Below are 12,291 nucleotides of genomic sequence, written 5' to 3'. Positions count from 1 at the left end.
CGAACCCGGAAGCTAAGCCTCACAGCGCCGATGGTACTGCAGGGGGGACCCTGTGGGAGAGTAGGACGCCGCCGAACAATCTTTGGAGGACCTCTGGTCCCAGCGACTCGCTGGGACCAGAGGTCCTTTTTTGCTTTTTCCGAAGCGCGCCGGGTACCCGGCTGCGCGAGAATGACTTGCGGTACCGATGACAGGAGTCACCCATGTCCACCAACTCTCCCGACGAGCGACCGGAGCGCGATCAGCGCCGCCGGGACAGTGGTGACCGCGGCGGTTACCGCGGAGGTCCGCGCCGCGACAACGACCGGCGTGACGACCGACCCAGCAGTGGCCCGCGCCGCGACGACGACCGCGGTGGGTTCCGTCGGGACGACAACCGGGGTGGCGGTGGCGGCGGCTTCCGGCGCGACGACAACCGTCGTGACGACAGCCGTCGTGATGACAACCGTGGCGGTGGCGGTGGCGGTGGCGGTTTCCGTGGCCGTGACGACCGGCGTGAGGGCGACCGGGGCGGTCGCCCGCCGTTCCGCCGTGACGATCGACCCACCAGCGGTCCGCGTCGCGACGACCGTGACCGTGGGGTCCGTCGGGACGGGGACCGTCCGGCGTTCCGCCGTGATGACCGTCCCAGCAGTGGCCCGCGCCGTGACGACCGACCCAGCAGTGGTCCCCGTCGTGACGACGACCGCGGTGGGTTCCGTCGGGACGACAACCGGGGTGGCGGTGGCGGCGGCTTCCGGCGCGACGACCGCAGTGACTTCCGCCGTGATGACCGGCGTGACGATCGCCGAGGCGACGACCGCGGTGGTTTCCGCCGTGATGACCGTCCCAGCAGTGGCCCGCGCCGTGACGACCGACCCAGCAGTGGTCCCCGTCGTGACGACGACCGCGGTGGCTTCCGCCGTGATGATCGTGGTGACTTCCGGCGCGACGACCGTCGGGGCGACGACCGTGGCGGGTTCCGTCGCGAAGGGGACCGTCCGGCGTTCCGCCGTGACGATCGTCCCAGCAGTGGCCCGCGCCGTGACGACCGACCCAGCAGTGGTCCCCGTCGTGACGACGACCGCGGTGGCTTCCGTCGCGATGACCGCCGTGATGACCGTCGTGACAGCGGCGATCGCGGTGGCTTCCGCCGCGATGACCGCGGTGACTTCCGGCGCGACGACCGTCGTGACAGCGGTGACCGCGGTGGGTTCCGCCGCGACGACAACCGCGGTGGTGGTGGCGGCTTCCGGCGCGACGACCGCAGTGACTTCCGCCGTGATGACCGTCGGGACGACCGCCGCGACGACCGGCGTGAGGGCGACCGTCCGGCCTTCCGCCGCGACGACAGGCGGGACGACCGTCGTGACGAAAGCCGTGGCGGCGGCGGTTTCCGCGCCCGCGACGACCGGGGTCGCGACGACCGCGGACGTGGTGGCCCCCGTCGTGACGACCGGGGTGGCCGTCCCGGTGGCACTGGTGGCCCCGGTGGCTTCCGGGGCCGTGACGACCGTCGGGGCGACGACCGGCGCGGTGGCGGCTTCCGTGGCCGCGACGAGCGCGACCGGGACCGTGAGCCGATCAAGCGGCTGCCGATCCCCGATGACGTCACGGGCGAGGAGATCGACGGGGACGTACGGCAGGAGCTCCAGAGCCTGCCGAAGGGGCTTGCGGAGGACGTCTCCAGGAACCTGGTGATGGTCGCCCGGCTCATCGACGAGGACCCCGAGGGCGCGTACGCGTACTCGAAGATCGCCCTGCGGCTGGCGTCGCGTGTGGCCGCCGTACGCGAGGCGGCCGGGTTCGCCGCGTACGCCAACCAGAAGTACAGCGAGGCGCTCGCCGAGTTCAGGGCGGCGCGCCGTATGACCGGGAACGTGGACCTGTGGCCCGTCATGGCGGACTGCGAGCGCGGCCTGGGCCGGCCCGAGAAGGCGCTGGACATGGCGGGTGCGCCCGAGGTGCACAAGCTGGACAAGGCCGGTCAGGTCGAGATGCGGCTCGTGGCGGCCGGCGCCCGGCGCGACATGGGGCAGCTCGACGCCGCCATCGTGACGCTCCAGAGCCCGGAGCTCGCCTCGAACTCCGTACAGCCCTGGACGGCCCGACTGCGTTACGCCTACGCCGACGCGCTGCTGGCCGCCGGTCGTGAGGACGAGGCGCGCGAGTGGTTCGCGAAGGCCGTCGAGTCCGACAAGGACGGCAGCACGGACGCCTCCGACCGGCTCGCCGAGCTGGACGGCGTCGAGTTCGTCGACGCGCTCGTCGAGGACGAGGACGAGGACGAGGTCGCGACCGAAGCTGAGGCTGAGGCTGAGGACGAGATCGAGACGGACGTGGAGACCGACACCGAGGTCGAGACCGAGGACGACGATGAGGACGACATCGTCGAGGCCGAGCGGACCAAGCCGGTCGTCGAGGCCGACGACGATGACGAAGCTCCGCGGGGCTGACGTACAGCGGTTGTCGTAGGACACGGGCGGCGGGATTCCGGAAGGGATCCCGCCGCCCGTGGCGTTTCAGCCCCAGTTATCGCCTGGGTGCCTCAGAGGGGCAGCGCCCGCAGTACCAGCCCCGACGCCGGCTTCGGGCCGAACGACGTCGACTTGCGGGGCATCGTGACGCCCTGGCGGGCGAGGTCGCGTACGACCTCCTCGCGGACCGGATGCATCAGGACGGCCGTGCCGCCGTCGCGCTCCGCCTTGTCCACCGTGGCGGCCGTGTCGTGGATGTACGCGATGTGGGCGGGCGAGTCCTCGGGGATGCCCCAGATGTGGGCCAGGAGTGTGGCGTGCAGGACGGTCGCGTCCAGGGTGCGCCAGGCCTCGGGGCGGTCCGCCGGGACCGTACGGGCGAGGAGGTCCGGGGAGGGGCGGTCGACCAGGTGGAAGGAGCCGTCGCCCGCGAGGAGGAAGGCGTTGCCCTCGGCGGCGGCCGCGGCGAGGGCCTCCAGGGCCTCGGGGAGCGGAACGTCGAGGTGACGTACGCGGAACGAGTCCGTGAGGGCGGTCAGCGCCTCCGCGACCGGCAGATTGTGCAGCAGGCGGTGGATCGCGCGGACCCGGAGCGGGTAGCGCGCGGTGTCCACCAGGAGCACGAGGCCGTAGTCCCAGGGGCTCGGTGAGGGGTGCTCGGCGCGTAGCCGCAGGTACGTCGCCCAACGGTGGTGGCCGTCCGCGATGAGAGCCTGGTGCCGGCCGAGATCCGTCTGGATCTCGGCCAGGTCGGCCGGGTCGGTGATCGCCCACAGACGGTGGCTGAAACCGTCCTCCGTGGTCGTCGAGAGCAGCGGGTCGCCCTCTGCGGCGCGCTCGATGACGGCGGCCGTGCCGACCCGGGAGCCGTTGCCGCGGTAGGTCAGCAGCAGCGGTTCGAGGTTGGCGGAGGTGGCACGCATCAGGGCCGCGCGGTCCGCGATGATGTGCGGCATGACGTCCTCGTGCGGGAGGACGACGCCGGCGGACGGCTCCGACAGGCGCAGGGCGCCGATGATGCCGCGTTGCAGCATGCCGTCGTCGTGCTGCTCGTAGACGTACAGGCCCGGCTCGGGGTCGGCGGCCAGGACGCCTTCGGACACCCAGTCGTGCAGGGTGTCCGCCGCCTGGCGGTTGCGGGCCGTCGGGGTCGTGTCCTGGGGGAGGATCAGCCTGACGATGTTGTGCGGGTCGGCGGACTCGAGGTGGAGCAGACCGTCCGGCCGGACGATGACGTCGTACGGCGGAGATGTCACGGCGGCGAGGCTGCCGACCCGGTCGGGGTCGTAGCGAAGGCCCCGGAACGGGGTCAGTTCGAGGCCGCTGCGCGCCGGGGTTTCCTCCGCGGGACCTGCATAGTTCATTGAGGCATCGTAAGTGTGCAGACGCTGTACGGGATGATCGGGGGAAAGAGATCGAACGAGGAGCGATGCGTAATGAGCCAGACCGCCAGGACCCGGCCCGAGGCCAGTGAACAGGCGCTGAGTGAGGCCTACGACACGGCTCTGCTCGACCTCGACGGCGTGGTGTACGCGGGCGGCAACGCGATCGCGCACGCCGTGGCATCACTGGGCACGGCCCGTTCGGGAGGGATGCACCTCGCGTATGTCACGAACAATGCGCTGCGTACGCCCGATGCGGTGGCGGAGCATCTGAGCGAGCTCGGTATACCGACGGACGCCGATGACGTCATCACCTCGGCGCAGGCCGTGGCGCGGCTGATCAGCGAGCAGGTGCCCGCCGGTGCGCGCGTGCTGGTCATCGGCGGCGAGGGACTGCGGGTCGCGCTGCGCGAGCGCGGGCTCGAGCCGGTCGAGTCGGCGGACGACGACCCGGCGGCGGTCGTCCAGGGGTTCGGCGGTCCCGACCTGCCCTGGGGGCGCTTCGCGGAGGCGTCCTACGCCGTCGCGCGCGGGGTGCCGTGGTTCGCGTCCAACACCGACCTGACGATCCCGAGCGCGCGGGGGATCGCGCCCGGGAACGGGGCCGCGGTGGAGGTCGTACGCATCGCCACGGGCGCCGAGCCGCAGGTGGCGGGCAAGCCGTTGCCCCCGATGCACCGCGAGACGATCCTGCGGACCGGGGCGAAGCGGCCGCTGGTGGTCGGCGACCGGCTGGACACGGACATCGAGGGCGCGTTCAACGGCGAGGTGGACTCGCTGCTCGTGCTCACCGGGGTGACGGACGGCGCGCAGCTCCTCGCCGCCCCGCCGCAGCACCGGCCGACGTACGTGGACGCGGATCTGCGCGGGCTGCTCACCGGGCAGCCGGAGGTCGTGGAGGAGGGCGACGGGTTCCGCTGCGGCGGCTGGACGGCGCAGGCCGCGAGTGAGCGCCTGGAACTCGCGGGCGACGGTGAGGCGCTCGACGGGCTGCGGGCGTTGTGCGCGGCGGCGTGGACGGCCGCGGGGGACGGGACGTGCGAGTTGGACGGGGGGAAGGCGCTGGCGCGGCTGGGGCTCTGAAGGATGCGGGGGCTCGTCGGTGGTGAGGCGTAGTCACCCGGGATCGAAGAGTGAGCGAGGGTAGGCTAACCTAACCACGTGTTGGTCGACAGTCCCCCCGAACAGCGCGCGGAGACCGCCCCCGCGCCCCCGAGCCGTCAGGCGATACGCGCCGTCGGGCTCCTCGCGTCCCTGGCCCTCCTGGTGCTCGTCGCGTTGGTGAGTATCGCGATCGGTGCGAAAGCGCTGCCGCTGGACCAGGTCTGGCACGGCCTGTTCCACGGCACGGGGACGTACTCCGACGTCGTGGTGGACGACCGGATCTCGCGTACCGTCCTCGGGCTGCTCGTCGGTGCGGCGCTCGGACTGTCGGGTGCCGTCCTGCAGGCGCTCACCCGCAATCCGCTGGCCGACCCCGGACTGCTCGGCATCAACGCGGGCGCGTCCGCCGCGGTCGTCACCGCCATCACCTACTTCGGTGTCACGAGCCTGAGCGGCTATGTGTGGTTCGCCTTCTTCGGCGCGGCCGCGGTCGGGGCGCTGGTCTGGTTCCTGGGCGGCAGCCGCGGCGCCACCCCGGTGCGGCTCGCGCTCGCCGGCACGGCGATCAGCGCCGCGCTCTACGGCTATCTGCAGGCCGTGATGATCATGGACGACGTGGCGCTCGGCAAGATGCGCTTCTGGACGGTGGGTTCGCTGGCCTCGGCCACCGACTCGACCATCAGGCAGGTGCTGCCCTTCCTGGTGGTCGGCACGGTCGTCGCGCTGGCGCTCGCCCGGCCGCTGAACGCCATGGCCATGGGCGACGACACCGCCCGCGCGCTCGGCGCCAACCTGAACCGCACCCGGGCGCTGTCCATGGCCGCCGCCACCGTGCTGTGCGGCGCCGCGACCGCCGCCTGCGGGCCGATCGTCTTCGTCGGGCTCATGGTCCCGCACGTGGTCCGCTCCTTCACCGGGCCCGACCTGCGCTGGATCCTGCCGTACGCGACCGTGCTGTCGCCCGTGCTGCTCCTCGGCGCCGACGTCGTGGGGCGGATGGTCGCGCGGCCCGCGGAGCTGCAGGTCGGCATCGTCACCGCGGTCCTCGGCGGGCCGGTCTTCATCTATCTCGTACGACGGCGGAGGACGGCCCAGCTGTGACGACCCCACGTACCCGAGCCGTGCGGACGCGCGGCGGTCTCTCCGTCCGGCTCGACGTCCGGGCGTTCACCGTCGTCGTACTGCTGCTGGTGGCCGCGCTCGCCGCGAGCGTGGTGCTGATCGGCACCGGCGACTTCCCGATCCCGGCCGTCGACGTCCTCAAGACGCTCGTCGGCAACGGGAACGCGGGCCAGGAGTTCATCGTCAACGACCTGCGGCTGCCGCGGGTGCTCGTCGGCCTGCTGGTCGGGGCCTCGCTCGGGCTCGGCGGGGCGCTGTTCCAGTCCATCTCCCGCAACCCGCTGGGCAGCCCGGACGTCCTCGGCCTCGGCCAGGGATCGACGGCCGGGGCGCTCATCATGATCGTGCTGTTCTCGGGCAGTGCGAACCAGGTCGCGCTGGGAGCGCTCGTCGGCGGCCTGGTGACCGGGCTCGCCATCTATCTGCTGGCCTGGAAGCGGGGCGTGCACGGATACCGACTGGTCCTGGTCGGTATCGGGGTCTCCGCGATCGTCACGGCGGTCAACGGCTATCTGCTGACCAAGGCGGACATCGTCGACGCGGCCCGTGCGGTCGTCTGGATGACCGGCTCCCTCAACGGCCGTGACTGGGCGCAGGTCTGGCCGCTGCTCGTCATGTGCGCCGTCCTCGTCCCGCTCGTCCTCGGCAACGCGCGCGGGCTGCGCATGATGGAGATGGGCGACGACGTGTCGTACGCCCTCGGAGTGCGTGTCGAGCGCGTACGACTGCTGCTGATGCTGGCCGCCGTGCTGCTCACCGCCGGCGCCACCGCCGCCGCGGGCCCGGTCGGCTTCGTGGCGCTCACCTCGCCGCAGCTCGCCCGGCGGCTGACCCGCTCGCCGGGCCCGAACCTGGTGCCGTCGATGTGCGTGGGCGCGACCCTGCTGATCGTCGCGGACTGGGCCTCGCAGCGGGCCTTCGGCGCCGATCAGCTGCCCGTCGGCGTCGTGACGGGGGTCCTGGGCGGGATCTATCTGCTGTGGCTGCTGGTCACCGAGCGCAAGGCGGGCCGGATATGAGCGCCACGGCGAACAGGGGCACCCAGGCGAACGAGAAGACCCAGACGAACAAGAACACTCAAAGGAGCACTGTGAACCGCCTGTCCGCCGACAACGTCACCCTCGGCTACGACCAGCGCGTCATCGCGGAGAAGCTGTCGGTGGAGATCCCCGACAACTCCTTCACCGTGATCGTCGGCCCGAACGCCTGCGGCAAGTCCACGCTGCTGCGCGCCCTGTCGCGGATGCTCAAGCCCTCCGAGGGACGGGTGCTGCTCGACGGGCAGGTCATCCAGTCGATGCCCGCGAAGAAGGTGGCCAGGACGCTCGGGCTGCTGCCGCAGTCGTCGATCGCGCCGGACGGGATCACGGTCGGTGACCTGGTCGGCCGGGGCCGCTATCCGCACCAGGGCCTGCTGCGCCAGTGGTCGACGGAGGACGAGCGGGTCGTACAGGAGTCGATGGCCTCGACCGGCGTCGCCGAACTGGCCGATCGCTATGTCGACGAACTGTCCGGCGGCCAGCGCCAGCGCGTGTGGATCGCGATGGCACTCGCCCAGCAGACCCCGTTGCTGCTGCTCGACGAGCCGACGACCTACCTCGACATCCAGCACCAGATCGACGTGCTCGACCTGTGCGCCGAACTCCACGAGGAGCAGGGGCGCACCCTGGTCGCCGTCCTGCACGACCTCAATCACGCGGCCCGGTACGCCACCCACCTCATCGCCCTGCGCGAGGGCCGGGTCCTCGCCGAGGGCGCGCCGAACGACATCGTCACGGCCGAACTGGTCGAGGAGGTCTTCGGGCTGCGCTGCAAGGTCATCGACGACCCGGAGACCGGGACGCCGCTGGTGGTGCCCGCGGCACGCAAGGCCCGCGTGAAGGTGGCCGCCGGAGCCGCTGCCGCCGGAGCCGCTAAAGAAGCTTCCTGAGGCGGAACAGGTCGAGCAGGGCCGCCTCCAGCCGCACCCGGCCCGAGCCCCAGGCCTTCGCGAAGTTCAGCTGCCCGTCGACCATGGCGACCAGGTCGTCACCGGACATGGCGAGTCTGATCTGGGCCTTCTCGACGGGTGGGCCCTGGAGGGTGTCGAGCACCTCGATCCGGCCGTCCTTGAGACGACCGACGAAGGTGATGTCGAGGTCGGTGATACGGCAGCTGAGCGAGCGGTCCAGGGCCGCCGCCTCGCGTACGTTCCCGTCCGCGCCCGCCATGTTGTCCGAGAGCTTGTCGAGTGCGCTGCGGCACTCCTCAATCGTGGCCATCGCGGTCGACGGTACCGCAGTGCTTCGGGGTAGCGTCGGGGCATGAACGAGTCAGTGTCGGAGGCCGGGACTCCGCAGGGAGCGATGCCGGAGCCGGAGGTTCCGGTCGGGGTCGAACCCGAACTCGAGTACGACCCCGCCGCCCCGGCCCCGCTGGACGTGGACCGCACCCCCACCGGGAACGCCGAGGTCGACGCCCAGCTCGACCGGCTGGGCGACGCCGACCACCTCGCCACGGACGGACATGTCGAGGTGTACGAGGATGTACACCGGGGGCTGCGCGACGCGCTCACCGCGCTCGACGCCCGCCCGGGACCTCCGGCGCCCCCTACGCCGTACGACCGCAGGAGCTGAACCCAACGTGGCAGGAGTGGCACGCCGCCGCCTCGACGCCGAGCTGGTCCGCCGGAAGCTCGCCCGCTCGCGCGAGCACGCCAGCCAGCTGATCGCCGCCGGCCGGGTGAGCGTCGGCAAGACCCTCGCGACCAAACCCGCCACCCAGGTGGAGACCGCGGCCGCGATCGTGGTCACCCAGGACGACAGCGACCCCGACTACGTCTCGCGCGGCGGGCACAAGCTCGCGGGCGCCCTGACGGCCTTCGTACCCCAGGGACTCAAGGTCGAGGGGCGGCGGGCGCTGGACGCCGGAGCGTCCACCGGAGGCTTCACCGACGTACTGCTGCGCGCGGGTGCCTCCCGTGTCGTCGCCGTCGACGTCGGCTACGGTCAACTCGCCTGGTCTCTGCAGAGCGATGAACGCGTCACCGTCAAGGACCGTACGAACGTACGCGAGTTGACGTTGGAGGCGATCGATGGGGAGCCCGTGGATCTTGTTGTCGGGGATCTGTCCTTCATCCCGCTCGGCCTGGTGCTGCCCGCCCTCGTGCGGTGCGCGGCGCCCGACGCCGATCTGGTGATGATGGTCAAGCCGCAGTTCGAGGTGGGGAAGGAACGGCTGGGGAGTGGTGGAGTCGTACGCAGTCCGGAACTGCGCGCCGAGGCGGTGCGCGGAGTGGCCCGGCGGGCCGCGGAGCTGGGGCTCGGGGTGAAGGGCGTGACCGCGAGTCCGCTGCCCGGACCCTCGGGCAATGTCGAGTACTTTCTGTGGCTGCGTGCCGGGGCACCCGAACTCGACCCGGCCGACGTTGACCGTGCAGTGGCGGAGGGGCCGCGTTGACACAGACCCGAGCTCGTACTGTTTTCCTGCTGGCCCACACCGGGCGGCCCGCTGCGATCCGCAGCGCCGAACTCGTGGTCCAGGGACTGCTGCGCTCCGGGATCGGGGTGCGCGTGCTGGAGGCGGAGGCGGCAGATCTGCCGCTGCCGCCCGAGGTGGAGCTGGTGAAGGAAGCCACTCCGCAGTGCCTCGACGGATGCGAACTGCTGATCGTGCTCGGCGGTGACGGCACACTGCTGCGCGGCGCCGAGTTCGCCCGCGCCTCCGGCGTGCCGATGCTCGGCGTCAACCTCGGCAGCGTCGGCTTCCTCGCGGAGGCCGAGCGTGACGACCTCGACAAGGTCGTCGACCGGGTGGTGACCAAGGCGTACGAGGTCGAGGAACGCATGACCGTCGACGTCGTCGTCCACCAGAACGGCGACATCGTGCACACCGACTGGGCGCTCAACGAGGCCGCCGTACAGAAGGTCTCAGCCGAGAAGCTCCTCGAGGTCATCCTCGAGATCGACGGGCGGCCGGTCACCGGCTTCGGCTGCGACGGCATCGTCTGCGCGACCCCGACCGGGTCCACGGCGTACGCCTTCTCCGCCGGCGGACCCGTCGTCTGGCCCGAGGTCGAGGCACTGCTCATGGTGCCGATCAGCGCGCACGCGCTGTTCGCCAAGCCGATGGTGACCTCGCCGAACTCGGTGCTCGCGGTGGAGGTGCTGCCGCACATTCCGCCGGGGGTGCTGTGGTGCGACGGGCGGCGGACGGTGGAGCTGCCGCCGGGGGCACGGGTGGAGGTACGGCGGGGGGCCGTGCCGGTGCGGCTGGCTCGGCTGCACCACGCCTCGTTCACCGACCGGCTGGTGGCCAAGTTCGCGCTGCCGGTTTCCGGGTGGCGCGGGGCGCCGCACTGACGCTCCCGTCAGGTCCACTCCCGTGGGTGACAAGGCACCGTTTGTAGGTGCTTGTCACCTGCGGGTTCGCGGCTGCGAGGCGGGGGCCGTCGCACATCCGTGGCTGGACCTCGTAAGGTCGTGTCCGTGTTGGAGGAGATGCGGATACGGTCGCTCGGAGTCATCGACGACGCGGTCGTCGAGCTGTCACCAGGCTTCACCGCCGTGACCGGTGAGACCGGTGCGGGCAAGACGATGGTGGTCACCAGCCTCGGGCTGCTGCTCGGCGGGCGCGCGGACCCCGCCCTCGTACGGATCGGCGCCAAGAACGCCGTCGTGGAGGGGCGGATCACCGTACCCACGGGCGGTACGGCGATCGTACGGGCCGAGGAGGCGGGCGCCGAGCTCGACGACGGCGCGCTGCTGATCAGCCGTACCGTTTCGGCCGAGGGGCGCTCACGGGCGCACCTGGGCGGCCGTTCCGTCCCGGTGGGCGTGCTCGCCGAGCTGGCCGACGAGCTGGTGGCCGTGCACGGGCAGACCGACCAGCAGGGGTTGCTCAAACTGTCCCGGCAGCGGCAGGCGCTCGACCGGTACGCCGGGGACGCGGTCGCCGTGCCGCTCGCCAAGTACGCGGGGGCCTACCGGCGACTGCGGGCCATCTCGGCCGAGCTGGACGAGATCACCACACGCGCGCGTGAGCGGGCCCAGGAAGCCGACCTGCTGCGCTTCGGACTCGAGGAGATCGCGGCGGTCGAGCCGCGCGCGGGCGAGGACGCGGAACTGTCGGCGGAGGCGGAGCGGCTCGGGCACGCGGAGGCGCTCGCGTCCGCCGCCACGGCCGCCCACGCCGCGCTCGCGGGCAATCCCGAGGACCCCGAGGGCATCGACGCGGCGACGCTCGTCGCGGGCGCGCACCGGGCCCTGGAGGCCGTACGGTCGCACGACGCCGCGCTCGCCGGGCTGTCCGGGCGGATCGGGGAGATCAACATCCTGCTGCGCGACGTGGCGGGGGAGCTGGCCGGGTACGCCGACGACCTCGACGCCGATCCCTTGCGGCTCTCGGCCGTGGAGGAGCGCCGCGCCGCGCTCACCCAGCTGACCCGTAAGTACGGCGAGGACATCGACGCCGTACTCGCATGGGCCGAGCAGGGCGCCGCGCGGCTCCTCGAACTCGACGGCGACGACGAGCGGATCGACGAGCTGACCGGCGAGCGGGACGCGCTGCGCGCCGAACTGGGCGGGCTCGCGCAGGCGCTGACGGACGCCAGGACCGAGGCCGCCGAACGGTTCGCCGCCGCCGTGACCGCCGAGCTGGCCTCGCTCGCCATGCCGCACGCGCGCGTGTCGTTCGAGATCCGGCAGACCGACGACCCCGAGGGCGTGGAGCTCGGCGGGCGCACCGTCGCGTACGGGCCCGCGGGTGTGGACGAGGTCGAGCTGCTGCTCGCCCCGCATCCCGGGGCGCCGCCGCGGCCCATCGCCAAGGGGGCCTCTGGTGGTGAACTCTCACGTGTGATGCTCGCGGTGGAGGTCGTCTTCGCGGGGACCGACCCTGTGCCGACGTATCTCTTCGACGAGGTGGACGCAGGTGTGGGTGGCAAGGCCGCGGTCGAGATCGGGCGGCGGTTGGCCAAGCTCGCCAAGAGCGCGCAGGTCGTCGTGGTGACTCATCTGCCGCAGGTCGCCGCGTTCGCCGACCGGCAGCTGCTGGTCGAGAAGACCAACGACGGGTCTGTGACGCGCTCCGGGGTGAAGGTGCTCGAGGGGGAGGAGCGGATTCGGGAGCTGTCCCGGATGCTGGCGGGGCAGGAGGACTCCGAGACGGCCCGGGCGCATGCGGAGGAATTGTTGGCCACGGCTCGGGGTGACGTGTAGTTCCGTCTGCGGGCGCCCGCCCACCCCTTT

The 12,291-nt window shown here is 71.9% G+C and carries 11 protein-coding genes and 1 rRNA gene; 10 read left to right on the top strand and 2 right to left on the bottom strand.

Annotation, left to right across the window (positions count from 1 at the left end):
- Together rrf and KVT44_RS07940 are read left to right on the top strand one after the other, a co-directional pair.
- Positions 1 to 77, top strand: a 5S ribosomal RNA gene (rrf, locus tag KVT44_RS07945); the annotation flags it as partial.
- A gap of 1,494 nt (positions 78 to 1,571) precedes the next feature.
- Positions 1,572 to 2,435 (top strand): tetratricopeptide repeat protein, encoded by an 864-nt coding sequence (locus KVT44_RS07940; protein ID WP_254649126.1) that lies wholly within the window; start codon positions 1,572 to 1,574, stop codon positions 2,433 to 2,435.
- A 92-nt stretch (positions 2,436 to 2,527) separates the two neighbouring features.
- On the opposite strand, the gene KVT44_RS07935 is transcribed toward KVT44_RS07940, so the two are convergent.
- Entirely contained in the window at positions 2,528 to 3,820 is a 1,293-nt protein-coding gene (locus tag KVT44_RS07935; protein ID WP_143601237.1) for a DUF1015 domain-containing protein, read from the bottom strand.
- Between the two features lie 72 nt (positions 3,821 to 3,892).
- Here KVT44_RS07935 and KVT44_RS07930 point away from each other — a divergent pair, with 72 nt between their 5' ends.
- The 4 genes from KVT44_RS07930 (at position 3,893) to KVT44_RS07915 (ending at position 7,994) form a co-directional block, all read left to right on the top strand.
- Positions 3,893 to 4,921, top strand: coding sequence for an HAD hydrolase-like protein (locus tag KVT44_RS07930; RefSeq protein ID WP_217566496.1), 1,029 nt, complete (start codon positions 3,893 to 3,895; stop codon positions 4,919 to 4,921).
- A gap of 78 nt (positions 4,922 to 4,999) precedes the next feature.
- The gene (locus KVT44_RS07925; RefSeq protein WP_217566495.1) at positions 5,000 to 6,043 is read left to right on the top strand and encodes an iron ABC transporter permease; all 1,044 of its coding nucleotides are present in this window, start codon (positions 5,000 to 5,002) and stop codon (positions 6,041 to 6,043) included.
- Positions 6,040 to 7,083, top strand: coding sequence for an iron chelate uptake ABC transporter family permease subunit (locus KVT44_RS07920; RefSeq protein ID WP_099923433.1), 1,044 nt, complete (start codon positions 6,040 to 6,042; stop codon positions 7,081 to 7,083). The genes KVT44_RS07925 and KVT44_RS07920 overlap by 4 nt, the downstream gene beginning before the upstream one ends.
- Positions 7,080 to 7,994, top strand: coding sequence for an ABC transporter ATP-binding protein (locus tag KVT44_RS07915; RefSeq protein WP_217566494.1), 915 nt, complete (start codon positions 7,080 to 7,082; stop codon positions 7,992 to 7,994). Before KVT44_RS07920 ends, KVT44_RS07915 begins: the two co-directional genes overlap by 4 nt.
- Here KVT44_RS07915 and KVT44_RS07910 read toward each other — a convergent pair.
- Positions 7,978 to 8,325 (bottom strand): SCP2 sterol-binding domain-containing protein, encoded by a 348-nt coding sequence (locus KVT44_RS07910; protein ID WP_060901712.1) that lies wholly within the window; start codon positions 8,323 to 8,325, stop codon positions 7,978 to 7,980. The two genes, KVT44_RS07915 and KVT44_RS07910, sit on opposite strands and share 17 nt — an antisense overlap.
- A gap of 42 nt (positions 8,326 to 8,367) precedes the next feature.
- On the opposite strand from KVT44_RS07910, the gene KVT44_RS07905 reads away from it, so the two are divergent.
- From KVT44_RS07905 to recN, 4 genes are all read left to right on the top strand, one after another.
- Positions 8,368 to 8,679 carry a hypothetical protein gene (locus KVT44_RS07905; protein WP_217566493.1) on the top strand — a complete coding sequence of 104 codons (312 nt, stop codon included), beginning with the start codon at positions 8,368 to 8,370 and terminating at the stop codon, positions 8,677 to 8,679.
- A gap of 7 nt (positions 8,680 to 8,686) precedes the next feature.
- The gene (locus KVT44_RS07900) at positions 8,687 to 9,502 is read left to right on the top strand and encodes a TlyA family RNA methyltransferase (protein WP_099923436.1); all 816 of its coding nucleotides are present in this window, start codon (positions 8,687 to 8,689) and stop codon (positions 9,500 to 9,502) included.
- Entirely contained in the window at positions 9,499 to 10,404 is a 906-nt protein-coding gene (locus KVT44_RS07895; RefSeq protein ID WP_054234477.1) for an NAD kinase, read from the top strand. Before KVT44_RS07900 ends, KVT44_RS07895 begins: the two co-directional genes overlap by 4 nt.
- Positions 10,405 to 10,530: 126 nt before the next feature.
- On the top strand, positions 10,531 to 12,261 hold the full coding sequence (gene recN / locus KVT44_RS07890; protein ID WP_190169501.1) for a DNA repair protein RecN: 1,731 nt from the start codon (positions 10,531 to 10,533) through the stop codon (positions 12,259 to 12,261).
- Positions 12,262 to 12,291 lie beyond the last annotated feature (30 nt).

The sequence above is a fragment of the Streptomyces sp. GbtcB7 genome, from assembly GCF_019091445.1.
Lineage (GTDB): Bacteria > Actinomycetota > Actinomycetes > Streptomycetales > Streptomycetaceae > Streptomyces > Streptomyces mirabilis.
Note: the sequence above shows the minus strand (reverse complement) of the source record. Positions and strands in the feature narration are given on the sequence as shown.

What these genes read in the sequence shown, in the direction of transcription:
- KVT44_RS07935 (WP_143601237.1), bottom strand. Translation starts at nt 3,820, where the DNA reads ATGAACTATGCAGGTCCCGCGGAGGAAACCCCGGCGCGCAGCGGCCTC.
- KVT44_RS07930 (WP_217566496.1), top strand. Translation starts at nt 3,893, where the DNA reads ATGAGCCAGACCGCCAGGACCCGGCCCGAGGCCAGTGAACAGGCGCTG.
- KVT44_RS07915 (WP_217566494.1), top strand. Translation starts at nt 7,080, where the DNA reads ATGAGCGCCACGGCGAACAGGGGCACCCAGGCGAACGAGAAGACCCAG.
- KVT44_RS07910 (WP_060901712.1), bottom strand. Translation starts at nt 8,325, where the DNA reads ATGGCCACGATTGAGGAGTGCCGCAGCGCACTCGACAAGCTCTCGGAC.
- KVT44_RS07905 (WP_217566493.1), top strand. Translation starts at nt 8,368, where the DNA reads ATGAACGAGTCAGTGTCGGAGGCCGGGACTCCGCAGGGAGCGATGCCG.